At 70.7% G+C, this 22,335-nt stretch carries 19 protein-coding genes; 11 read left to right on the forward strand and 8 right to left on the reverse strand.

Features of this window, described 5'->3' with window-relative positions:
- Positions 1-415 precede the first annotated feature (415 nt).
- Both ABD346_RS00735 and ABD346_RS00740 read right to left on the reverse strand, forming a co-directional pair.
- Positions 416-1,012, reverse strand: coding sequence for a hypothetical protein (locus ABD346_RS00735; RefSeq protein WP_344370562.1), 597 nt, complete (start codon positions 1,010-1,012; stop codon positions 416-418).
- 74 nt (positions 1,013-1,086) lie between these two features.
- A complete protein-coding gene (locus ABD346_RS00740) occupies positions 1,087-2,310 on the reverse strand; it encodes an AAA family ATPase (protein WP_344370564.1) in 1,224 nt (407 codons plus the stop codon).
- Positions 2,311-3,390: 1,080 nt separating this feature from the next.
- On the opposite strand from ABD346_RS00740, the gene ABD346_RS00745 reads away from it, so the two are divergent.
- From ABD346_RS00745 to ABD346_RS00765, 5 genes are all read left to right on the forward strand, one after another.
- Complete coding sequence (locus ABD346_RS00745) at positions 3,391-3,552, forward strand: hypothetical protein (protein WP_159047794.1); 162 nt, start codon at positions 3,391-3,393, stop codon at positions 3,550-3,552.
- Between the two features lie 14 nt (positions 3,553-3,566).
- On the forward strand, positions 3,567-4,217 hold the full coding sequence (locus tag ABD346_RS00750) for a disulfide bond formation protein B (RefSeq protein WP_344370567.1): 651 nt from the start codon (positions 3,567-3,569) through the stop codon (positions 4,215-4,217).
- Between the two features lie 355 nt (positions 4,218-4,572).
- Positions 4,573-4,992, forward strand: a complete 420-nt coding sequence (locus ABD346_RS00755) for a TOBE domain-containing protein (protein ID WP_344370568.1) — start codon at positions 4,573-4,575, stop codon at positions 4,990-4,992.
- 265 nt (positions 4,993-5,257) lie between these two features.
- Positions 5,258-6,235 carry an ATP-binding cassette domain-containing protein gene (locus tag ABD346_RS00760; RefSeq protein WP_344370570.1) on the forward strand — a complete coding sequence of 326 codons (978 nt, stop codon included), beginning with the start codon at positions 5,258-5,260 and terminating at the stop codon, positions 6,233-6,235.
- Positions 6,232-7,026 (forward strand): ABC transporter permease, encoded by a 795-nt coding sequence (locus ABD346_RS00765; RefSeq protein ID WP_344370571.1) that lies wholly within the window; start codon positions 6,232-6,234, stop codon positions 7,024-7,026. Before ABD346_RS00760 ends, ABD346_RS00765 begins: the two co-directional genes overlap by 4 nt.
- On the opposite strand, the gene ABD346_RS00770 is transcribed toward ABD346_RS00765, so the two are convergent.
- The gene (locus ABD346_RS00770; RefSeq protein ID WP_344370572.1) at positions 7,004-10,156 is read right to left on the reverse strand and encodes an ATP-binding protein; all 3,153 of its coding nucleotides are present in this window, start codon (positions 10,154-10,156) and stop codon (positions 7,004-7,006) included. The two genes, ABD346_RS00765 and ABD346_RS00770, sit on opposite strands and share 23 nt — an antisense overlap.
- Before the next feature lie 206 nt (positions 10,157-10,362).
- Here ABD346_RS00770 and ABD346_RS00775 point away from each other — a divergent pair, with 206 nt between their 5' ends.
- Positions 10,363-11,238 carry an AraC family transcriptional regulator gene (locus ABD346_RS00775; protein ID WP_344370573.1) on the forward strand — a complete coding sequence of 292 codons (876 nt, stop codon included), beginning with the start codon at positions 10,363-10,365 and terminating at the stop codon, positions 11,236-11,238.
- Between the two features lie 15 nt (positions 11,239-11,253).
- Here the strand turns inward: ABD346_RS00775 and ABD346_RS00780 are convergent, their stop codons facing one another.
- The 4 genes from ABD346_RS00780 to ABD346_RS00795 all read right to left on the reverse strand — a co-directional run bounded on the left by ABD346_RS00780 (position 11,254) and on the right by ABD346_RS00795 (position 15,069).
- Positions 11,254-11,961, reverse strand: a complete 708-nt coding sequence (locus tag ABD346_RS00780; RefSeq protein ID WP_344370576.1) for a GntR family transcriptional regulator — start codon at positions 11,959-11,961, stop codon at positions 11,254-11,256.
- 124 nt (positions 11,962-12,085) lie between these two features.
- Complete coding sequence (locus tag ABD346_RS00785; RefSeq protein WP_344370577.1) at positions 12,086-13,564, reverse strand: FAD/NAD(P)-dependent oxidoreductase; 1,479 nt, start codon at positions 13,562-13,564, stop codon at positions 12,086-12,088.
- Positions 13,545-13,859: a (2Fe-2S)-binding protein gene (locus tag ABD346_RS00790; protein ID WP_344370578.1), complete on the reverse strand. Its 315-nt coding sequence runs from the start codon at positions 13,857-13,859 to the stop codon at positions 13,545-13,547. Before ABD346_RS00790 ends, ABD346_RS00785 begins: the two co-directional genes overlap by 20 nt.
- Before the next feature lie 55 nt (positions 13,860-13,914).
- Positions 13,915-15,069, reverse strand: coding sequence for an NAD(P)/FAD-dependent oxidoreductase (locus tag ABD346_RS00795; protein WP_344370580.1), 1,155 nt, complete (start codon positions 15,067-15,069; stop codon positions 13,915-13,917).
- A gap of 221 nt (positions 15,070-15,290) precedes the next feature.
- On the opposite strand from ABD346_RS00795, the gene ABD346_RS00800 reads away from it, so the two are divergent.
- From ABD346_RS00800 to ABD346_RS00820, 5 genes are read left to right on the forward strand one after another with little or no spacing between them, the layout of a single operon-like run.
- Complete coding sequence (locus ABD346_RS00800; RefSeq protein WP_344370582.1) at positions 15,291-17,039, forward strand: ABC transporter substrate-binding protein; 1,749 nt, start codon at positions 15,291-15,293, stop codon at positions 17,037-17,039.
- Positions 17,040-17,052: 13 nt separating this feature from the next.
- A complete protein-coding gene (locus ABD346_RS00805) occupies positions 17,053-17,988 on the forward strand; it encodes an ABC transporter permease (protein ID WP_344370584.1) in 936 nt (311 codons plus the stop codon).
- The gene (locus ABD346_RS00810; protein WP_344370585.1) at positions 17,985-18,971 is read left to right on the forward strand and encodes an ABC transporter permease; all 987 of its coding nucleotides are present in this window, start codon (positions 17,985-17,987) and stop codon (positions 18,969-18,971) included. Before ABD346_RS00805 ends, ABD346_RS00810 begins: the two co-directional genes overlap by 4 nt.
- Positions 18,971-19,975 (forward strand): ABC transporter ATP-binding protein, encoded by a 1,005-nt coding sequence (locus ABD346_RS00815; RefSeq protein WP_344370587.1) that lies wholly within the window; start codon positions 18,971-18,973, stop codon positions 19,973-19,975. The genes ABD346_RS00810 and ABD346_RS00815 overlap by 1 nt, the downstream gene beginning before the upstream one ends.
- A complete protein-coding gene (locus ABD346_RS00820) occupies positions 19,972-20,958 on the forward strand; it encodes an ABC transporter ATP-binding protein (protein ID WP_344370589.1) in 987 nt (328 codons plus the stop codon). Before ABD346_RS00815 ends, ABD346_RS00820 begins: the two co-directional genes overlap by 4 nt.
- Before the next feature lie 346 nt (positions 20,959-21,304).
- On the opposite strand, the gene ABD346_RS00825 is transcribed toward ABD346_RS00820, so the two are convergent.
- The gene (locus tag ABD346_RS00825; RefSeq protein ID WP_344370591.1) at positions 21,305-22,291 is read right to left on the reverse strand and encodes a Dyp-type peroxidase; all 987 of its coding nucleotides are present in this window, start codon (positions 22,289-22,291) and stop codon (positions 21,305-21,307) included.
- Positions 22,292-22,335: the final 44 nt, after the last annotated feature.

The raw sequence follows: 22,335 nt of genomic DNA on the forward strand, positions 1-22,335 counted from the left end.
CTCAACAATCCCCACCACAGCCAGCAGTCTACCGAGACAGCCAAATGAGATGACGTCTTAGACGGGCTCCCACCGTAGACCCCCAGAGGGTCGGCGCCCCCGCCCCGCTACCTCAAACGTCCCGCGGTCTCCGCGCGTGCCACAACGTGCCATTGCTTGCGGTAAACAGCGGTCACCAGCAGCGCGTTACGACGCTCTACAGAGGGCTGGCATCGTCCACCTTTCCGCAGGGTCAGGCCCAATGTAGGTACCCCAGCCCCACGTAATTCCCAAGCTTAGAGCGCGGGTTCGATTCCCGTCACTCGCTCTTGAGAGAAGGCCCAGGTCAGGTACCTGGGCCTTCTTCGTTGTCGAGACCTTTAGCTCAAACCAGCGTCTGAGCAGGCTGGCCCCAAGCAGTTCGTCAGCCCGTGGGTCAGCGGCTCGACATTCGAGGAGGCTCCCAGCCGGAAATATCTGTCATGAACTCCAGGTAGGAACGGTTCGTCCCCTTGGGTTCCGCAAGCAGGCCATGCGCCAAGGCTGCAGCTACGATCTCAGGCCCATCGCTCTCCCTGAAGCGCGGACTGTTGAGGAGGCTTTCGAGGTCCTCCTTCGGAGTCTGACGACGCCCGCTGTCCTTCCCTTGCCACGTCGCCGGGATTCTCCACGAGGGTCGGTAGATCGTGAACGCCTCCGGAAAGAGGAGGAGCCATGCCTCAGACTCTGCGGCAGCGAGCGCGTAGACAGACTCGGAGGCGCCAGTCGCCTTCGCCAGCGCATCTGAGACGGCCCTTCGCGCAGTGTCGTAGGCGGGCCCAGGGCAGGCATCCATGTCCTCATGGACAGCGATCCCAACGAACTCGCCACCCTTAAATCGGGCCTTGCCGCGTGCCTTGCTCACCAGGGTGCCCGCTGCCGTCGCCAAGTTGGCACCCGACTTCTTCCGCAGCCGCACCGGGTCGGTGATCTCAGTAAGAGTGACGGCATGCGCAAGGGCAGGGTGCGCGGCCTTGATGAACGCAGCCAGCATGCGACGATCATTCGCACTCTCGCCTGCGAGCACAACCACACCTCGGCTCAGGGACCTGGGTATCCGCCTGCGACTCACAGCTCGTCCTCCGTCAAGTCGCCACCCAGTACGCCAGAGAACCACAGCTCGCCAAGAGGCTGATCACCTGTCTCTGCAACGATCGTCTCGATCTCATTTGTTGTCAGAGCAGGAATTATGGATGCGCCAGCTTCGTCACGATCGCAGACGACGAACTCGTGAGGCTCCAATCGGTCGACGAGCGCTGGCGAATGGGTCGCCACGATGAACTGCGTTCGCTGTGACGCTTCCCGCAATCGCTCCACGATGAGCTCAAGAGCTTGCGGATGCAGACCGTGGTCGATCTCTTCAACACACGTCAGTGCCGGAGGCCGGGGATCGTAAAGCATGGCTAGCAGACCGAGGAGACGCACTGTTCCGAACGAGGCGTCAGCAAGCGGAGTGGTCCGACGCAGGCCGTGTTCATGGAGCACCACGGCGAGTCGATCAGCATAGCCCCCGACTTGCTCGAATTCGATGGCATCCAGTTGGGGAAGGATACGGCGAGCATCTCGCGTCAGAAGGTCCCAGCGTTCCTCGTCCGCACTGAGCTGGATCAGAAACGCAGCCAGGTTCTCAGCATGGGAATCCAAGCGGCCAGCCCTGATCGAGCGGGCACGAGTCGGCTGTCGAGCAGCAGTTACGTCCACGTCGAAGACCCTGAAAGAAGACAAACGATCCGCAACTCTCGCAACCTCCTCCCCGCCATCTGAACGCCCCAGCCGAGGCAGGGTAGACAGACCACTGCTCAATCGCTGGATACCAAAACTACCCCCATCGGACTCACGACCAGCCCTTTTGTCTACGACGCGGGCTTCATCACCGGAGATTGTGATCCGCCGACCTCGGCCCTGTGTCCGCTTGAACTGGAAACTCTCCTGGCGCGACAGCGTGTAGGAGTCGCGACCACCAGGCGAGGAACGCCTGCGAATGGTCAGCGAATACTCGTCCGGAGCCTTGACACTCGCATGCGTCGTCCAGTCCGCTTTGAGCCTGATCGCCATCGATGTTGGCGGCTTGTCGCCACCCCAGAAAGCCACCTCATCGAATCCCCCTCGCTCGTCGAGTGCCGGCTGGAGGTCAGTTCGGATGATCGCGGCCAGGAAGTCGAACACCTTCAGTACGTTCGACTTGCCCACACCATTGGGGCCCACCAAGACGGTGAGCGGACCGAGTGGGATGGTCACGTCACGAAGGCTGCGGAAGTTCTCGACATGTAGTTCTAGAAGGCGGCCAGGCATGAGATGAACCTATCGGGTAGCAGATCGCCAGGTGGCGTACGTGACTCTTCAGGGTGGCTCGCAGTGGTGCGTCGTAGGCAGCAAGGTCGAGTAGCCTCCTTCGACCCTGTCACCACATAAGATCCTCAGAGCAGATGACAGCAGTAGCAATCCTCCAAGCAGCAAGAGCCAGTGATGCAGCGTAGGCGGTGCAGCTGACACGGCCACCCACCTTTGCGAAGTCTCGAAGGCTGACCGTTCCTCAGAGGATCGGGAGCGGATCCAACGGGGGCAGCGCATCTCACCCTCCCCCGTCACATGCCCAGATCATCCAACAAGGCAATGGTCGTCCACCCGAACGTCGCAGTCTGTAGGGCAGAGCCCACACTCCTCAACCACGACTGCGGCGGTGTACCAGGGCCCCTGCCGTGCAGCGAACAAGTGGGAGCGTTGCACACGGCCTCAGATACCGGGGTGCGCCTCTGCTCTGCCGTCCCATGGCCGTGAGGCACGCACGCAGCGGATAGCGGGGGTCCCTGAACGCCGGACAGTAGCCGAGTAGGGCTGCCAGCCGTGCCACAACGTGCCAGTAGGGGCGGTAAGCAACGGTCACCAAGGGCTCCGACGAGGCAGCCAGAGCCGGGCCGTCGGCGGTCGTTCTCGCAGGTCAGAGACCGCGTGCGCGTCAAAGTGCTGGGCGATTCCCAAGCTTAGAGCGCGGGTTCGATTCCCGTCACTCGCTCCAGTTCCTTGAACCCCCAGGTCTTCGGCTTGGGGGTTGTTTGTTGTCCGGGGCGGTTTCGGGCGGTCCCCGCACGTCTGAGCTGGCCTCGCTCACCAGGATTCCGAGGTCTGGGACAGGGCGTCGGGCCTGCGAGCGCCCCGCCCCTCTCGCCCCCGCCACCCCGACGCCCGCCGCGGATCGAGGGCATGGGTCAATGCCGCTGGACCAATACCGACGGATCAATACCGGTGGATCAATACCGGGGGCATAGATCCGTTCTATGGATGCATCGGCCCGTTGCCACTACCGGCCCCGCGCGGCCGGGCGGAAGGTGGAGGCAAGAAAACAACAATGGACCCCGATGAAGCTGGGACCTCATGTACACCCTCCTCTTCCTCCTCATCTTCCTGTGTGTGATGGCAGTGCTCCGCGACTGGCCGGCCCGCTCCCGCAGCCTGCTCTGGGCCGGGACCCTGGTCGCCACGGCGATCGCGTTCCTCCCCCACGTCATCACCCACACCTTCCACATCGCCCTCTGAGGGGGAGAGTTCACATGACCACTGCAACCGCCACCGCGACCACCACACTGACCAGCTCCAGCAGCCCCGCCCGGCTGTCCAACCGGCTGGGCCTCTGGTTCGCCCACGCCTACGTTGTCGGACTGTGCGGCACCCTCGCGGGTGCGTACTTCTTCCAGTTCGGGCTGTGGGAGTACCCCTGCCCCATGTGCCTGCTGCAGCGAATGTTCTTCCTGCTCAGCGCGGTGGGCCCCGCCTGGATCATCGCCCGTTCCCGCAGGGGCGAGGTGACCACCCGCGAGTGGGCCTCCGGATGGGGCTGGGCCATCATGGCCGCCCTCATCGGCAGCGTCGTCTCGGCCACCCAGGTCCTGATGCACATCGTGCCCCCCGACCCCGGGTACGCCGGCGCCCTTTTCGGCCTGCACCTGTACACCTGGGCCCTGATCGCCTTCCTCGGCGCGGCCGTGGCCGCCGCTGCCGCCCTGTTCCTCACCCCTCAGGCCGAGCCCCTGAACGCCACCGCCGCCTCGCCCCTGCTGCGCAAGGCCGCCACCGTCACCCTGGCCGTGATCACCCTGTTCGCCGCCAGCAACCTGGTCGCCTGCTTCCTCCTCCAGGGCATCAACTGGCAGATGTCCGGCGACCCCACCAGCTACCAGTTCTTCACCGACCTCGGCCTTTGACGGTCCTCTCGCCGGCCCTCACTATCGCTCGGCTTCCGATACGTATCGGAAGCCGAGCGATAGTGAGGGCATGGCTTCGAGGGGCATGACGCGGGCGGCGTTCTTCATCCTGGGCGAGTTCGCCCCCTACCGGAGCGCACGCCCCCTCCCGGCCCAAAGCCCCCATATCGCCGAGCCGCACGGCCCGGGAAACTCGGGGCCTTCGGACGCGTCGAATCTGCCCCCCCCCTCTCCCCCGAACGAGGCTCGCGGATGCGACACCCTTCGAAACGCGGCCCCCGGACGCCTATAGCGTGGACCATGTTGCAGGCCAAAGCCTGACAAAACGGAACCACCCACGTGAGGCGTTTTCTTCATGAGCCTGAGCATCCGCAACCAGATCGCCGGCACCGTCACCGCCATCACCCCCGGCGAGGCCATGGCGACCGTCAAGGTCCGTCTCGACGGCGGCCAGGACATCACCGCCGCGATCACCCTCGAAGCCGTCAAGGAGCTCGGTCTCGCCGAGGGGTCCGCGGTCAAGACGCTGATCAAGTCCACCGAGGTCTCGCTGGCCACCGGGCCGGTCGAGGGCCTGTCCATCCGGAACCAGATCCCGGGCACCGTCGCCGACGTGGCCACCGGTGGCGCCATGGCCTCCGTCAAGGTCGACGTCCAGGGTGGCGAGCTCACCGCCGCGATCACCAAGGACGCCGTCGCCGACCTGAACCTGGCCGCCGGCACCTCCGTCGTCGCCCTGATCAAGTCGACCGAGATCTCCCTCGCCGCCGCCTGATCGACCCCGCCACGCATGCGCCGATGGGCCCCGTACCTGGTCGGGTACGGGGCCCATCATCATGTCGCCCCCCCAGGAGCCCGGACACCCGCCAACTCCCGTACGAAAATGATCAGTTGGCCCTCCCGAGCTGCCCCCGACCAGCCCCCGAGCAGCCCTGCGCACGCATCCGGCCGGCCTTCCCCACGTGCCGGATTCACCGGACCGGGGCCCCTGAAACCGCGCTGAAACCGCGCTGAACCCGGGCCGCCGCAAGCTCTGCGGCATGAACTCGACGACGAACGAACTCGCGATCGCAGCCACCGGGCTGCGGAAGGCCTACGGGGACAAGACCGTTCTCGACGGCATCGACCTGAACGTCCCGGCGGGCACCGTCTTCTCGCTGCTCGGGCCGAACGGCGCCGGGAAGACCACCGCCGTGCAGATCCTCTCCACGCTGATCACCGCCGACGCGGGCGAGCTGTGGGTCGGCGGCCACAACCTGGCCTCCCATCCCCAGTCGGTGCGCGCCGCGATCGGGGTCACCGGGCAGTTCTCGGCGGTGGACAACCTGATCACCGGTGAGGAGAACATGCTGCTCATGGCGGACCTGCACCACCTGTCCCGCCGCGAGGGCCGCCGGGTCGCCGCCGAACTCCTCGAACGCTTCGACCTCGTCGAGGCCGCGAAGAAGCCCGCCTCCACCTACTCCGGCGGCATGCGCCGGCGCCTCGACATCGCCATGACGCTGGTCGGCAGCCCGCGGATCATCTTCCTCGACGAGCCGACCACCGGCCTCGACCCGCGCAGCCGGCACAACATGTGGAACATCATCCGCGGCCTCGTCGCGGGCGGCGTGACCGTCTTCCTCACCACCCAGTACCTGGACGAGGCCGACGAACTCGCCGACCGTATCGCCGTGTTGAACGGCGGCAAGCTCGTCGCCCAGGGCACCGCGAACGAGCTCAAGCGGCTCGTCCCCGGCGGTCACGTCCGGCTCCGTTTCACCGACCCGGCCGCGTACCAGAGTGCCGCCGCCGCCCTGCGCGAGGCGACCCGCGACGACGAGTCCCTGTCGCTGCAGATCCCGAGCGGCGGCAGCCAGCGCGAGCTGCGCGCCATCCTCGACTGGCTGGACTCCGCCGGCGTCGAGGCGGACGAACTCACCGTCCACACCCCCGACCTCGACGACGTGTTCTTCGCCCTGACCAGCCACCCCACCACCGCCGCCGCCCCGGCCGCCCTGAAGGAGAACGTCCGATGAGCTCCCTGTCCCTCGCCGTACGCGACTGCTCGACGATGCTGCGCCGCAACCTGCTGCACGCCCGGCGCTACCCGTCGCTCACCCTGAACCTGCTGCTCACGCCGATCATGCTGCTGCTGCTCTTCGTCTACATCTTCGGCGACACCATGAGCATGGGCATCGGCAGCGGCGGCCCCGACCGCGCCAAGTACATCGCCTACATCGTCCCCGGCCTGCTCCTGATGACCATCGGCAGCACCGTGGTCGGCACCGCGATCTCCGTCTCCAACGACATGACCGAGGGCATCATCGCCCGCTTCCGTACGATGGCGATCCACCGCGGCTCGGTGATCGTCGGGCACGTCGTCGGCAGCGTGCTGCAGTCGATCGTCAGCGTGGTCCTCGTCGGCGCGGTCGGCGTGGCCATCGGCTTCCGCTCCACCGACGCCACCGTCCTGGAGTGGTTCGCGGCCTTCGGACTGCTCGTGCTCTTCTCGCTCTCGCTGACCTGGATCGCCGTCGGCATGGGCCTGATCAGCCCGAACGCCGAGGCTGCCAGCAACAACGCGATGCCGCTGATCCTGCTGCCGCTGCTTTCCAGCGCGTTCGTGCCGCTGCACTCGATGCCGGGCTGGTTCCAGCCGATCGCCCAGTACCAGCCGTTCACCCCGGCCATCGAGACGCTGCGCGGCCTGCTGCTCGGCACCGGGATCGGCAACAACGCGTGGCTCGCGATCGCCTGGTCGCTCGGCCTCACCGTCCTCGGCTACTTCTGGTCGAAGGCGAAGTTCAATCAGGATCCGCAGCGCTGATGCCGCGCAGCACGTGCACGGCGGCCGCTTCGAGGTCGCTCCGCCCCAGGGCGGCGTACTCCGACACCGCGTCGGCGTAGGCCGCCCCGTCGGCGTCTTCGGCGGACTGCCGGGACCGGACGGTCGACATGGTCGGGAACTCCCGGTGCACGCGCAGCCGTTCGGAGAGCGCGAGGAGCCGTACGCCCGAGGCGGCGTCGCCCTTCGCGATCCGGGCGAGGCCGATGGCGAGCAGCATCGTGCCGGAGACGGGCAGCTCGGCGGGGCTGTCCTCGGGGCGCGGGCTGGTCAGCAACCCCAGTACACGCAGGCTCAGTCGGGGCACCAGCTCGGCCACCGGCTCAAGGCGGCCGTGCCGGGCGTGTGCGGCCACGGCGGCCGACTGGATCTGCAGGGACCACGCCTGTACGAACGGGTCGTTGGCATGCAGCGCGTCGACCTCGCGGATCTGCCCCACCGCCTTCCGCCACAGGCCGAGCCCGACTTCGGTCAGACCCCGCAGCAGAGCGATCTCGGCGCGGTCCGCGAGATCCGGGCTGAAGGCCCGCACCGACTCCGGCTCCAGTTCGAGCGTGGCCATGTTCAGCCAGTGCTCCGCCTCGTCGACGTCACCGAGCTGCAGGCACGCGAGTACGAGCCCCCAGCGCACGCCGACCGTGTCGTGCCAGCCGGCCGAGTCGGACCAGTCCCCGGTCCGCTCCAGGACGTTCAGCGCGGCCATCAGATGCCGGTACGCCTCCTCGCCCCGCTCGCTCTGCAGGCACAGCTCGCTGATGCGGCCGTGGCCGAGCATCTCGGTCGCCGGATTGCGCACCTGGGTGAGAGCCTCCAGGCCCCGGCGGGCCGAGTCCAGCGCGCGGTCCATCTCGTGCTCGTGCTCCCACACATAGCTGGCGAAGCACTCGGCGACCCCCGCGAGCAGCGGGTGCTCGGAGTCGCACAGCTCCAGCAGCCGGGTGTAGTGCGGCGGGCGCACCTCGGGCAGGACGCGCAGCACCCGGTCCATGGCCTTGAGCAGCGTGTCGGGCTCGGCGGGCGGCAGCCGGCGCACGATGACCAACTGGCGTACGGCGTGCGGTCCGTAGCCCATGAACAGGCTCAGCGCGCACACCACGGCGGCACTGCGGACGGGCTCGATGTCGTCGGGGCCCGGCCGGAAGTGGGAGAGCGGCCTTCCGGAATCGGCGGCGAGGTCGGTGAGCCGGGTGTAGTTGGAGTCGGTGGCCCACAGGGAGGCGAGTACGGCGGTGAGCGCCGCGATGGCCGGACAGTCGTCACGGGCCAGCGCGTGCCGCAGCGCGAGGACGAGGTTGTCCTGCTCGGTCCTGATGAACTCCCAGACCCTCAGCGACTCGGGGCTGAACAGCGCGTCGTTGTGGGCCCGGCCGAAGTCCCTCGCCCAGCCGAGGAAGCGGCCGGTGACGAGCTCCTCCTCGCCGGCCTCCTCGCGGCGGCCCGCGCTGAACTCCCGCACGGTCTCCAGCATGTGGAAGCGCACCCCGGACGCGGTGTCGGCCGCCTTGATCAGCGACTGGTCGGCGAGCTGCTCCAGGAGGAACAGCGCGTCGTCGCCGGCCAGTACGTGCTCGGCCGCGTCCTCGGTGAAGCCGCCGGGGAACACCGACAGGATCCGCAGGGCGGCCTGGGCCTCGGGTTCCAGGAGGTTCCAGCTCCACTCGACGACGGCGCGCAGGGTGCGGTGGCGTTCCGGTACGTCCCTTCCGCCGCCGCGCAGCAGCGCGAACCGGTCCCGCAGCCGCCGGGCGATCTCGGGCACGGAAAGCACCCGGACCCGGGCCGCGGCCAGCTCGACCGCGAGCGGCAGCCCGTCCAGCTGGCGGCACAGCTCCTCGACGGCCCGCTCGGGCAGCTCGGCATCGGGCCGCGCGGCGCGCGCCCGCTGACGGAACAACTCCACCGTCGATACGAGGCCGAGCTCGGGCAGCGCGTACACGGACTCCGACGTCAGGCCGAGCGGGGCGCGGCTGGTGGCGAGTACCCGCAGCTCCTTCGAGCCCGCCACCAGCGCCCGCACCAGCTCGGCGGCGCCCCGGATGACGTGCTCGCAGTTGTCGAGCACGAGCAGCACGGGGCCCTGGCCGAGCGCGCCGACGATGCCCGCGATGATCCCGGCGGCCCCCGGTGTGCGCAGGGCGACGCCGAGCACGGAGGCGACCTCGGCGGCCACGTCGTCGTCGAGGGTGACACCGGCCAGCGGCACGAAGTGCACCACGCGCTGCTCGGCGGCGCGGCCCACCGCGTGCGCGAGCCGGGTCTTGCCGAGCCCGCCGGGGCCGACGACGGTGGCGACCCGGGCGCTGCGCAGCAGCCCGGTGACCGCGGCGACGTCGGCGTCCCGGCCGAGCAGCGGGTTCGGCTCGTGCAGCACGCCGTGCCGGACGACGGGGGCTTCGCCGCGCAGCAACTCCTGGTGGATCGCCCTGAGTTCACGGCCCGGGTCGGCCCCGAGCTCGTCGCGCAGGGCGCGGCGGTAGGAGTCGTACCGGGTGAGAGCCGCTGCGGGGCCGGCGGTGGCGGCCTCGCAGCGTATGAGTTCGGCCAGCACCTCTTCGTCCCGGGGGAGTTCGCGGGCGAGCCGGGCGAGCGGCTTGACCGCGTCGGCCTTCCTGCCGACCCGGGCGAGCGCGAGGGCGCGGCCGCGGGCGAGGGTGCGGTGGGCTCCGGCGCGGGCGAGGCAGAGGGCGGCGACGGGGTCGTGCAGGTCGTCCCCGTCACCGGTCGCTCCGTCCCACAGGGCCAGCCCGGCCTCGGCCTCGGCCAGTGCCTCGTCGTGCTCGCCGGCCCGGGCCCGTGCCTCGCACGCCGCGGCGTGCAACAGCAGGGCGGAACTGTCGACCTGTTCCTCGGCGAGGGCGAGCCGGTACCCGGTGGGGGTGCTGGCGATGAGATCCGCGCCGAGCTGCGACCGGGCCCGCGAGACCAGCACCTGTACGGCCTTGCCGGGCCGCTCGGGCTGCTCCTCGGGCCACAGCCCCTCGACCAGCCGGCCCGTGCTGCAGCCCGCCCGCAGGTCTTCGGCGAGCAGCGCGAGGAGGCCGCGCAGGCGGGGGGCGGTCACTTCCTGGCCCCGGTAGGCGACGCGCGTAAGCAAGGTCAACTCGGTGGTCACCCGTGCAGAGTAGCCAGCGCCGGGGCTTCGGGCCCCCTCCCGGGCCATCCTGACCCACCGTCCGGGCTCCCCGGGGCCGCGCCCCGGACCGCAGCACCGGGACTCCGGGGCGTTCGAGGGACCGATCGGGGCGGGCACAGAATGTCGGGTCGGGTGGAGTGGGGCGCTCCTAGCGTGGGGTGCGTAAGGAAGGAAGGGGGGCCGGGATGCTGAAACGGCTCAACCAGGCCATGGACCACATCGAGGACCGGCTCGACGGGGACATCGACGTGGGCGAACTCGCCCGCATCGCGATGACGTCGGAGTACCACTTCCGGCGGCTGTTCTCCGCACTCGCCGGAATGCCGCTGTCGGAATACGTGCGGCGCAGGCGGCTGACCGTCGCCGGCGCCGAGGTGCTCGCGGGGCAGCGCACGCTGCTCGATGTGGCGGTGCGGTACGGCTACACGTCGGGGGAGGCGTTCGCGCGGGCGTTCCGTGCCGTGCACGGCGTCGGCCCCGGCGAGGCTCGCCGTACCGGCGCGGCCCTGCGGTCCCAGCCCCGGATGTCCTTCCGTCTCATCGTCGAAGGGAGCACCAGCATGCGATACCGGGTCGTGGAGAAGGAAGCGTTTCATTTGGTGGGTCGGAAGGCGCGGGTTCCGCTCGTGCACGAGGGGGTGAACCCGGCCATCGCCGAGTTCGTCCGGAGCATCGGGCAGGAGACGTCGCAGCGCATACACCCCCTGTCCGACCAGGAGCCCGAGGGCATCGTCTCGGCCTGCGACGACCTCGACCCCAGCCGGGCCGAGGGCACCGAACTCGACTACTGGCACGCCGTGTTGACCCACACGGCGCCGCCCGAGGACCTCGACTCGCTCCTCGTGCCCGCCGGCACCTGGGCGGTCTTCGAGAGCACCGGCCCGTTCCCGGAGGCGCTCCAGCACCTGTGGCGGGACGTGTTCACCGAGTGGTTCCCGTCGAACCCGTACCAGAGCCGCCCGGGCCCGGAAATCCTGCGCACCCGGCCGGCGGAGACCGGCGACGTGACGGACGCCGTCCTCTGGATCCCGATCGAGCGGACCGAGCCCGGGGACGCGTAAACGGTACGGGCCCGCTCAGCGGCCCGCGCCGAGGCGGCGCTTCGGCTTGGGTTCGGCCGCCTCGCTCCGCGCCCACAGGGAGCGGACGTGGCCGAGGTGGCGGGTCATGCACTTCTCGGCGGCGCGGGCGTCACCGGCCAGCATGAGGTCGAGGAGTTCGACGTGTTCCTCGGCGGAGGGGATGAGCTCGTCGCGCTGGTCGAGGGCGGTCAGACCGTACAGGCGGGAACGCTTGCGCAGGTCGCCGACGGTCTCGACCAGGCGCTCGTTGCCGCCCAGGGCGAGCAGCGAGAGGTGAAACTGCCGGTCGGCCTCCAGGTAGCCGATGAGGTCGTGGTCGCGGGCGGCCCGCACGATCTCCTCGGCGACCGGCCGCAGCGCTTCGAGGTCGGCGCGGTCCGCGGTGCGGGTGATCCGGCCGACCATGGGGACCTCGATCAGTGCGCGGATCTCGGTGTACTGGTCGAGGTCGCGCTCGTTGACCTCGGTGACCCGGAAGCCCTTGTTGCGGACGGGCTCCACAAGACCCTCGCGCGCGAGGTCGAGCATGGCCTCGCGCACGGGGGTCGCGGAGATCCCGAAGTCCTCGGCGAGGCCGGGCGCGGAGTAGACCTGGCCGGGGCGGAGCTCGCCGGAGATCAGCGCGGCACGCAGCGCGTGGGCGACCTGGTCGCGCAGGCGCTCGGTGGTGGTGATGACCTTGCTCTGCTTCAGGTGACCCATGCGCTGTTCCTCCGTACCGAGCGGAGACCCAGAGTACAATGTCACGTTGCTTCCATGGGTGGGTCCCGCCCCGCTTACGGGACTGCGCCCCGCGCCCCGGAGCCCCAGGAAACCGAACCCGGCTTCACCCTTCCGACCCCCGGCAGGTCTCGGGGAGGGGCGTGGTGGGGGAAAGGCCCCCCAGCACCCCCAGCGGGACCGGCGTCGCGAACGGGCGGCGCTCCGCCGGGGGTTCGGGGTCGCCCGACAGGCAGGACACCGCCGCCCCGCACGTACGGCCCTGGCACCACCCCATCCCCGCCCGGGTCAGCAGTTTGACCGTACGGGCGTCCCGGGCGCCGTACTCCTGGACCGCCTCCCGGATGCGGCCCGCGCTCACCTCCTCGCACCGGCACACCTCCGTGTCATCGGAGAGCCAGTCGGTCCAGCCGGGCCCCGGCGCGTGCCGGGTTGCCATCGCTTCGGCGAAGCTGCGCAGCCGGGTGCGGCGGGACTTCAGCTGCCGCACGCGCCCGCCCGGGCCGGGGTCCCTTCCGAGCCGGGCCGCGATCGCCCGCGCCGCCAACTCCCCTTCTGCAAGGGCCAGTTGGGCGCCCCCGATGCCGCCCGGCTCACCCGCCGCCCAGAGTCCGCGTACCGAGGTCTCCTGGCGGGTGTCCAGGACCAGGGCGCGGGCACCGTCCGGGGTGCGGCGGGTGGCGCAGCCGAGGGTGGTGGCCAGTTCGATCCCGGGGATCAGGCCGTGGCCGACGGCCAGCGCGTCGCAGGCGATCCTGCGCCCCGTACCCGGCACCGGCCGCCACTGCTCGTCCAGCCGCGCGACAGTGACGGCCTCCACGCGTTCGGCCCCGTGCACCTCGGTCACCGCACTGCGAGTCCGCAACGCGACCCGGTGGCGCAGGAGCACCGCGCCATGCGTCACGGCCTCGGCCAGCTTGTGCGGGTTGGCCGCGAGCGCGCGGGGGTGGCGGGCGTACCCCAGATACCCGGACGCCTCGACAACGGCCGGAACCTCCGCGCCGGCCTCGGCGAGCGAGGAAGCGACGGCAAGCAGCAGCGGCCCGCTCCCGGCGACGACCACCCGCTTCCCGGGCAGCACGAGCCCGCCCTTGAGCATGGCCTGCGCCCCGGCGGCCCCGACAACCCCGGGCAACGTCCAGCCGGGGAAAGGGAGTTGACGCTCATAGGCCCCGGTGGCAAGCAACAGGGCCCGCGCCCGGACCCGTACGGGGCGCTCCTCCCCGCCATCGGCCCCGGTCAGCGCATGCACCACCCACTCGGCACCGCCCCCGCCTCGCTCGACGGTCCAGACGTGGTGCCCGGCGAGGTGGGCAACCCCGCTCGCCTCCAGCCGCCTGCGCAGGTCCGCGAACGCTTCCCAGTCGTGGTGCAGCCGCTCGGGGCACGTGGCATGCAGACCGGCCGCGGGCTGCCGGTAGAACTGTCCGCCGATCCGGTCGGAGAGGTCCAACAGAGCGACGCGCAGACCGAGGTCGGCCGCGGTAACGGCCCCGGCGAGCCCAGCGGGCCCGGCTCCGACGACAGCGAGGTCGTACGGTTCGTCCCCGTCCGCCGAGCGCACTTCAGACACCAAGTCCCGCATGCCCATGCCCTTCCTGCGTCGTGACCGCATCCCCCGCTCCCGCCGGCACCAGACAGGCCCGCCGATTGGGCACCCCGTTGATCACCGCCAGGCACTCGTAACACTGGCCGATCCCGCAGAACGCCCCGCGAGGCCGGCCGCCCTCCCGGGTCGTCCGCCAGGACAGGATGCCCGCCGCCCACAGCGCGGCTGCGACGGACTGGCCCGGCAGCGCCGGTACCGGGCGGCCGTCCAGCGTGATCTCGAAGGCCGGGTCCGGCCGCGCCCCGGCCAGCTCCCTGGGGGTTCGGGCCACCACGGCCCTCCTTTCCAAGCGTCCAAGCGTGCGCGTGTCCGTAGTGTCCACGCGATCAACGGCTTTCCTCGGGCTCGAACCGCGCCGGGTCGAACGGCCCTGTCTCCAACGGGAGTCGAGCTCCGGTCAGCACGTCCGCGATGATCCGGCCCGTCGCCGGGGCGAGCCCGATCCCCGCCCCCTCGTGCCCGCACGCGTGCAAGAGCCCCGGCACCCGCGCATCCGGTCCGATCGCCGGAAGGTGGTCCGGCAGATACGGGCGGAAGCCCGCGTACGTCCGCATCGTCCGCACCCCTGCCAGGACCGGGAAGAGCTCCGTCGCCCCGGCTGCGAGCCGGCGCAGGACCTCCACGGACAGCGTGCGGTCGAAGCCGACGCGTTCGCGGCTCGCGCCGATCAGGACCGGGCCCGCCGGGGTTCCCTCGACCACCGCCGAGGTCTGGAGCGCCGCCGAACCGCTGGCGACGTCCGCCACGTAGTCCGCCGCGTACACCTTGTGCCGCACCACGCGCGGCAGCGGCTCGGTGACCAGGACGAAGCCGCGGCGAGGGAGCACGGGCAGCAACACCCCCGCCAGGCGGGCGAGTTCGCCGCCCCAGGTGCCGGCCGCGTTCACCACGTGCGGGGCGTACAGCGCACCGGAGGCGGTCCGCACCCCCCGCACCGCACCGCCCGGCCCGGTGAGCAGGCCCATGACCTCCTCGCCTGGCCCGAGCCGGACCTCGGCGCCCGAGGCACGCAGCAGGTGGGCGGCGGCGAGGGCGGGCATGACCTGGGCGTCCTGGGGATAGTGGAAGCCCCCCGCGAGACCGGGCGCCAGGTGCGGCTCCAGGTCGGGCAGCCGGTCGGCCGCCACTTCGCTCACGGTCACGCCCGCCTTCTCCTGGCCCGCCGCGAAGGTGCGCAGCGCGGCCATGCCGGGCTCGTCACGGGCGACGACGAGACCCCCCTTGGGCTCGTACTCCACCCCGCGCGGCAGCAGTCCGGCGAGCTCCTGCCACAACGTGCTGGAGAACAGGGCGAGTTCGAGCTCGGGTCCGGGTTCCTTGTCGGAGACGAGGAGGTTGCCCTCGCCCGATCCCGTGGTGCCGCCCGCCACCGGGCCCCGGTCGAGCACGGTGACGCTCAGACCGGCCCGGGCCGCGTAGTAGGCGCAGGCGGCCCCCACGACCCCCGCCCCGACGACGATGACGTCCGAGGCGCTTCTCATGGAGCTCGCAGATCCCGTGGGCACCTCGGTAATATTTCACATGGCACTGTCCCTGCCAAGAACTCGCCCGGATCGGATAAAAGACTTCCCGACACCTTGTCAGTGCAATTTCACATTACTATGTTACGGGTCACATTCCAGCCGCCAGCCACCTCGGGCCGACCGGCTGTCCGACCGTCCGGCCGTCCGGCTGTTCCGACCCGTTCACGGAGTGACCACTGATGAACAAGCGCACCTGCACCGCCCTCGCCGTCGCCCTCGCGGCGACGCTCACCCTCGGCGCCGCCGGCTGTTCCGGGGGGAAGCACACGGGCGCGGGCGAGGGGGGCGGCAAGAACCCGGCCGTCGCGAACGTGGGCAAGGTCGTCGGCGGCACGCCGGTCAAGGGCGGCACCCTCACCGTCCTGTCCAACCAGGACTTCACCCACCTCGACCCCGCCCGCAACTGGGTCATGAGCGACATGGACTTCGGCACCCGGCTGCTCTACCGCACCCTGGTGACCTACAAGGCCGTCCCCGGTGCCGGCGGCAACGAGCTGACACCCGACCTCGCCACCGACCTCGGCACCTCCTCCAACGGGGCCAGGACCTGGACGTTCCATCTCAAACAGGGCCTCACCTACGAGGACGGCTCCCCGATCACCGCGCAGGACGTCAAGTACAACGTCGAGCGGTCCTTCTCGCCCGACCTGCCCGGCGGCGCCGACTACGCGGCCCGCTACCTCACCGGCGCCGAGGGATACCAGGGCCCCGCCCAGGGCAAGCACCTCGACTCCATCAAGACCCCGGACGACCACACCATCGTCTTCGAACTCCGCAAGCACTTCGCCGAGTTCCCCAACGCCACCGTCATGCCGACCTTCGCGCCCGTGCCCAAGGCCCAGGACAACGGGCCCAAGTACGACAACAGACCCTTCTCCTCGGGCCCGTACAAGGTCGAGTCGTACCAGCGGAACAAGCAGCTCACCCTCGTCCGCAACACCCACTGGGACCCCGCCACCGACCAGGTCCGCAAGGCCTACCCGGACCGCATCGTCGTGACGATGGGACTCAAGGCCACCCAGATCGACGACCGCCTCATCGCCAGCCAGGGCGCCGACGCCTCCGCCGTCTCCTGGGGTGCGCTGCGCCCCGAGAGCGCGTCGAAGGTCCTGCCGAACGCGTCCGTGCGCTCGCGCCTCCTCGCCGAGTCCACCAACTGCACCGACATGGTCCAAATGGACACCGGGCGCGCCCCGTTCACCGATGCGAAGGTGCGTCAGGCGGTGATGTACGCGCTCGACAAGGACGCGGTGCTCACCTCCTCCGGCGGGCCCGCGTTCAACGACCTGTCCACCGCGTACATGCCGGCCACCCTCTTCGACGGCAAGCAGCCCGACACCCTCAAGATCCCCACCACCGGTGACGTCGCCAAGGCCAAGGAACTCCTCAAGGAGGCGGGCAAGCCGGGCGGGTTCGAGACCAGGATGACCGTCTCCACCGGCGACAAGGGCCGCGCCGAGGCCATCCAGGAGTCGCTCGCGAAGGCCGGGATCAAGGTCACCATCGAGACCGTCGACCCGTCCGCGTTCTACGCCACCATCGGCGACACCAAGAACCGCACCGACGTCGTGTACACGGGCTGGTGCCCGGACTACCCGTCCGGCTCCACGTTCCTGCCGTTCGTCTTCGACGGCCGCTACATCAAGGACAAGGGCAACCAGGGCAACCAGTCGCTCTTCCGCGACGACGCGACCATGAAGCGGGTCGACGAGATCTCCGCGATGACCGACACCAAGGCCGCCTCCCAGGCCTGGCAGCAGCTCGACGGCGAAATCCTCACCAAGGCCCCCGCCGTCCCGGTCCTGGTGCGGCGCTGGCCGCTGGTGCTCGGCACCAACATCGCGGGCGGCTACGGCCAGACGTCCTTCGGCGGCCAGCTCGACTACGCCACCGTCGGGCTCAAGAACCCCGCCAAGAGCGGGAATTGAGGCCCGTCCGACCATGACCACCACTCTGGTGAAACCGCCGGCACCGGTGGCCGGCCGCGGGCCCTGGCAGCTCGCCCGCGCGGAACTGCGCCGCCGTACCTCCGTGAAGATCTCCCTCGCCGTCGTCGTGCTCTTCCTGGTCATGGCGGCCGGCGCCCCGCTGCTCGGCGCGCTCGGCGGCTGGTCGCCCGACGCGTTCGACAAGACCGCCGTCGACCCCTACCTCGGCGGCCAGCCGCTCGGCCCGCTCGGCGGGATCTCCGCCGACCACTGGCTCGGCGTCGAACCCGTCACCGGCCGCGACCTGTTCGCCCGCGTCGTGTACGGCGCCCAGGTCTCCCTGCTCATCGCCCTGACCGCCACCGCGATCGTGGTGGTCGCGGGCACGGCCGCCGGGATCGCGGCCGGCTACTTCGGCGGGCGCACCGACGCGGTCCTGTCCCGCCTGATGGACCTCACCATGTCCTTCCCGTCCCTCATCTTCATGATCGCAATGATGTCGGTGGCCAAGGACGTCAACCGCATCCTGCTGATGACCGCCGTGATCGGCCTGTTCGGCTGGCCCGGCATCGCCCGCGTCGTCCGCGGCCAGACCCTCTCGCTCAAACACCGCGAGTACGTGGATGCCGCCCGCGTCGGCGGCTCCGGCCCCTGGCGCATCCTGACCCGCGACATCCTGCCCGGGGTCGCCGGACCCGTCATCGCGTACACCACGCTCATCGTCCCCGGCATGATCGCCACCGAGGCCGCGCTCAGCTACCTCGGCGTCGGCGTGCGCCCGCCCACCCCGTCCTGGGGCCAGATGATCGCCGAGAGCGTGTCGTTCTACGACACCGACCCGATGTACTTCGTCATCCCGAGTACCTGCCTCTTCCTCACCGTGCTGGCCTTCACCCTGCTCGGCGACGCCCTGCGCGACGTACTCGACCCGAGGGGCAGCCGCACATGACCCGCTACCTCGCCCGCCGGATCCTCGGCGTGATCGGCGTGCTGATCGCGATCGCCGCCGTCACCTTCACCATCTTCTACGTCCTGCCCTCCGACCCGGCGGCCGCCGCCTGCGGCAAGTCGTGCAGCGCCGAGCGCCTGGAGGCGATCCGCGCGCACATGGGCCTGGACCAGCCGCTGTGGCGCCAGTTCTGGGACTTCGCCTCCGGGATCTTCACCGGCCGCACCATGGGCACCGGCCAGTACGCGCTGCACTGCGGCTTCCCGTGCCTGGGCTACTCGTACGAGAACAGCGAGTCCGTCTGGTCGCTCCTCATGGACCGCCTCCCGGTCTCGGCCTCCCTGGCCCTGGGCGCGGCCGCGCTCTGGCTCCTGCTCGGCCTGTCCGCGGGCGTCGCGGCCGCCCTGCGCAAGGACACCTTCACCGACCGCGCCCTGATGGTCGGCGCGGTCGCCGCGGCCTCGATGCCGGTGTACTTCACCTCGGTCATGCTGATCTACGGCCTGATCCGGGTGGCGGGCCTGCTCCCCTACCCCCAGTACGTCTCCCTCGCCTCCGACCCCGTGCACTGGGCGTCCAACCTGCTGCTCCCCTGGATCGCACTCGCCGTCCTGTACGCCGCCATGTACGCCCGCCAGAGCCGCAGTTCGATGATCGAGACGATGGCGGAGCCGTACATCCGCACCGCCCGCGCCAAGGGCCTGCCGCGCCGCACGGTCGTCGTCAAACACGGCCTGCGCTCCGCGATGACCCCGATCCTGACCCTGTTCGGCATGGACCTGGGCGGGCTGCTGGCGGGCGCGGTCATCACCGAGTCCATCTTCGGCCTGCCCGGCATCGGCCGGCTCTTCTACGGCGCCCTGTCCACCGGCGACCAGCCCGTCATCCTCGGCGTGACCCTGCTCGCCGCGACCTTCATCGTCGTCGCCAACCTGGCCGTCGACCTTCTGTACGCGGTAGTCGACCCGCGAGTGAGGCTGTAATGGCTGAGGATGAACTCCTGTTGTCCGTAAGGGAGTTGAGTGTGACGTTCCCGACCCCCCGGGGTCCGGTACGGGCCGTGGACTCGCTCTCCTTCGACGTGCACCGGGGCCGCACGCTGGGCATCGTCGGCGAATCCGGGTCGGGCAAGTCCGTCACGTCGATGGCCTTGCTCGGCCTGCACACCGGCGCGGAAGTCACCGGCTCCATCACCCTGGACGGACAGGAACTGGTGGGCCTGCCCGAACGCGCCCTGAACCGGGTGCGCGGCCGCCGCATCGCGATGATCTTCCAGGACCCGCTGTCCAGTCTGCACCCGTACTACACGGTCGGCGAGCAGATCGCGGAGCACCACCGGGTGCACTTCGGCTCCCGCCGCTCACAGGCCCGCAAGCGGGCGGTGGAGATGCTGGCGGAGGTCGGCATCCCGGAGCCGGCGCGCCGGGCGGGCGAGTACCCGCACCAGTTCAGCGGCGGCATGCGCCAGCGCGCGATGATCGCAATGGCGCTGGCGTGCGAGCCGGAGCTGCTCATCGCGGACGAGCCGACCACAGCCCTCGACGTCACCGTCCAGGCCCAGATCCTGGAACTGCTCGCCCGGTTGCAGCAGGAGCGCGGCCTGGCGGTCGTGATGATCACCCATGACCTGGGGGTGGTGGCCCGGGTGGCCCACGAGGTCCTGGTGATGTACGGGGGCCGGGCGGCCGAACAGGCCCCGGTGGACGACCTGTTCGCCACGCCGGCCCACCCCTACACCCGGGGCCTGCTCGACTCGCTCCCCCGCCTGGACGATGACGACGACGCCCCCCTGCGGGCCATCCCGGGCAGCCCGCCCTCCCTGCTCGACCCGGCCCCGGGCTGCGCGTTCGCACCCCGCTGCCCGCGCGCGGCGAGCGCGAGCGCCGAGGTGAGGGAGCGCTGCTCGAACGAACTCCCGCTGCTGGACGGGCCGTCCGGCCACCCGGTGGCCTGCCACCTCCCCGCGTACGAAGGCGTGACGTCATGAGCGATGTTTCCACTGCCCACCCCTTGTTGTCCGTAAGGGAGTTGAGAATGCACTTCCCGGGCCGCGGGAGTCGCTCGGCGCCCGTGCGGGCGGTGGACGGCGTGAGCTTCGACGTGGCGGCGGGCGAGACGCTGGGACTGGTCGGGGAGTCGGGCTGCGGGAAGTCCACGACGGGCCGCATGATCGTGCGGCTCCTGGAGCCGACCTCGGGGACGATCGCGTACGAGGGCCGCGACATCAGCCGCCTGAACCGGCGTGAGCTGCGGCCGGTGCGTAAGGACCTCCAGATGGTCTTCCAGGACCCGCACTCGTCCCTGAACCCGCGCCAGACGGTGGCCCGCATCATCGCGGACCCGCTGCTCGCGCACGGCCGCTCGGAGTCGGCGGCGCGGGCTCGCGCGGTGGAGCTGATGGATCTGGTCGGCCTGATCCCCGAGCACATCGACCGTTACCCGCACGAGTTCTCGGGAGGCCAGGCCCAGCGGATCGGGATAGCCCGGGCCCTGGCCCTGGACCCGAAGCTGGTGGTGGCGGACGAGCCGGTGTCGGCGCTGGACGTCTCGGTCCAGGCCCAGATCGTGAACCTGATGGAGCGCCTGCAGAAGGAACTGGGCCTGGCGTACCTGTTCATCGCGCATGACCTGTCGGTGGTGAAGCGGGTGTGTGACCGGGTGGCGGTGATGTATCTGGGGCGGGTGGTGGAGATCGGCGCGAAGGAGCGGGTGTACGCGGCGCCGGCCCACCCGTACACGCAGGCGCTGCTGTCCGCGGTGCCGTTGCCGGATCCGGCGGCGGAGCGGGCCCGGGAGCGGATCACGCTCCTGGGGGACCCCCCCAGCCCGGCGTCGCCGCCGCCGGGGTGCGCGTTTCATCCGCGCTGCGCGCGGGCGGCGGCGATCTGCCGGGTGGAGGCGCCGGTGTTGCGGGGGGTGGTGCCGGGGGAGGGAAGGGAGGTGGCCTGCCACTTCCCGGGGGCGGGGTGACCCCGGGGGGGCTTCCCCACCCCGCCCCTCCCCGAGACCCTCCGGGGGTTGGAGGGGTGAAGCATAGTTTCCTGGGGCTCCGCCCCAGACCCCGTTCGCGCCTGAAGGGCGCTCGTCCTCAAACGCCGGACAGGCTGAAATGCCCCGGTGCGGGCCAGCATCAACCCTGCCAGGGGCGCGGGGAACTGCGCGAGCAACCACCCACGGCCCGCGGCCGAGAACGGGTTTAGGGGCGCGGGGAACTGCGCGACCAGCCACCCACGGCCCGCGGGCTGACCGCTGTCAGGAGGGTCGGGCGCAGCCCGGAGGGGCCCGCGCCCCAAATGTCCCCACCCCTCGCGGAGCGTCAGAGCACCCCCATGCCAAGTGGCCGCCCCGCCCCCGCCCCCGGCAGCACATAGAAGAGCGCCGAACCATAGTGCTCCGCAAAGGAGTTGAGCGCGTCGCCCGCGACCAGCCGCTGCTGCACCCGCACGAAGAGCTCTGGATCCTTCATGTAGGCCAGGAAGAGCAACCCCCGGTCAGCCCGGCTGTTCTCGTAGGAGTAGCCGCGCCGCAGCATGCGAGCCCCGTCATCGAGCCGGGAGTTCGCAAGCCTCACATGCGCATCGGCGGGCAGCACGTAACCGCCCTCCGGAGTCCGCGCGTCCAGGTCCGCCCCCTCGCGCTCGGAGCCACCCCCCAGCGGCTCGCCACCACGCCTGCGGCGCCCGATGATCTGCTCCTGCCGGGCAACGGGCAGCCTCCCGAACTCCTCGGCACGCAGCCGTACCCGGCGGACGACGAGGAAGGTGCCGTCCGCGTACGGACCGGGGCCCGGCAGCCACACCCACCGCTCGCTCTCCGCGTCGGTGGGGTTCGTCGTCCCGTCCTTGAACCCGAGCGGATCGCGCGGGGTCTCGCCGTCGCGCACGGCCGTGAAGGGACCGGACTGCGGCCCGGGCAGCTCGCCCGGCAGGAACCCGGCCTGCCGCCAGCGCGGCTGCAACACCCCGGTGCCGGCGCCCGCGAGCAGCCCGGCGGCCCGTTCGCACGCCCACGGGTCCGGCGCACAGATCTGCACCCCGATCTCGCCGCCGCCGGCCCCGGCATCGAGGTGCTCCCCGTCGAACGCGGGCAGTTCCCGCAGCCCCTCGGGCGCCCCGACCCCGAGCCGCTTCGGCAGCGCGGGCCCGATCCCGACGGTCGCGGTGGCCCCCGGCTCAAGCCCGGACAGCGCCTCGCTCCACCGCGCGAGCAGCCGCCGTACGGCGTCCCGCCCGGAGGCCCCGTGCGTGCCCGGCGTCAGGTCGTAGGAGAGGACGAGCGCGTGCTGAGCCCGCGGCTCGGTCACCCCGGCCTGCCGCACGGGCCCCCGAAGCGCCCCTTGAGCGGGCC

Source organism: Streptomyces mauvecolor (genome assembly GCF_039532965.1).
Lineage (GTDB): Bacteria > Actinomycetota > Actinomycetes > Streptomycetales > Streptomycetaceae > Streptomyces > Streptomyces violascens.

Excerpts from the sequence above, each read along its gene's own strand:
- ABD346_RS00815 (WP_344370587.1), top strand. The coding sequence starts at position 18,971 with ATGGCTGAGGATGAACTCCTGTTGTCCGTAAGGGAGTTGAGTGTGACG.
- ABD346_RS00805 (WP_344370584.1), top strand. The coding sequence starts at position 17,053 with ATGACCACCACTCTGGTGAAACCGCCGGCACCGGTGGCCGGCCGCGGG.
- ABD346_RS00810 (WP_344370585.1), top strand. The coding sequence starts at position 17,985 with ATGACCCGCTACCTCGCCCGCCGGATCCTCGGCGTGATCGGCGTGCTG.
- ABD346_RS00820 (WP_344370589.1), top strand. The coding sequence starts at position 19,972 with ATGAGCGATGTTTCCACTGCCCACCCCTTGTTGTCCGTAAGGGAGTTG.
- ABD346_RS00780 (WP_344370576.1), bottom strand. The coding sequence starts at position 11,961 with ATGGGTCACCTGAAGCAGAGCAAGGTCATCACCACCACCGAGCGCCTG.
- ABD346_RS00735 (WP_344370562.1), bottom strand. The coding sequence starts at position 1,012 with ATGCTGGCTGCGTTCATCAAGGCCGCGCACCCTGCCCTTGCGCATGCC.
- ABD346_RS00745 (WP_159047794.1), top strand. The coding sequence starts at position 3,391 with ATGTACACCCTCCTCTTCCTCCTCATCTTCCTGTGTGTGATGGCAGTG.
- ABD346_RS00750 (WP_344370567.1), top strand. The coding sequence starts at position 3,567 with ATGACCACTGCAACCGCCACCGCGACCACCACACTGACCAGCTCCAGC.
- ABD346_RS00760 (WP_344370570.1), top strand. The coding sequence starts at position 5,258 with ATGAACTCGACGACGAACGAACTCGCGATCGCAGCCACCGGGCTGCGG.
- ABD346_RS00775 (WP_344370573.1), top strand. The coding sequence starts at position 10,363 with ATGCTGAAACGGCTCAACCAGGCCATGGACCACATCGAGGACCGGCTC.
- ABD346_RS00740 (WP_344370564.1), bottom strand. The coding sequence starts at position 2,310 with ATGCCTGGCCGCCTTCTAGAACTACATGTCGAGAACTTCCGCAGCCTT.
- ABD346_RS00800 (WP_344370582.1), top strand. The coding sequence starts at position 15,291 with ATGAACAAGCGCACCTGCACCGCCCTCGCCGTCGCCCTCGCGGCGACG.
- ABD346_RS00765 (WP_344370571.1), top strand. The coding sequence starts at position 6,232 with ATGAGCTCCCTGTCCCTCGCCGTACGCGACTGCTCGACGATGCTGCGC.
- ABD346_RS00795 (WP_344370580.1), bottom strand. The coding sequence starts at position 15,069 with ATGAGAAGCGCCTCGGACGTCATCGTCGTCGGGGCGGGGGTCGTGGGG.
- ABD346_RS00785 (WP_344370577.1), bottom strand. The coding sequence starts at position 13,564 with ATGCGGGACTTGGTGTCTGAAGTGCGCTCGGCGGACGGGGACGAACCG.
- ABD346_RS00755 (WP_344370568.1), top strand. The coding sequence starts at position 4,573 with ATGAGCCTGAGCATCCGCAACCAGATCGCCGGCACCGTCACCGCCATC.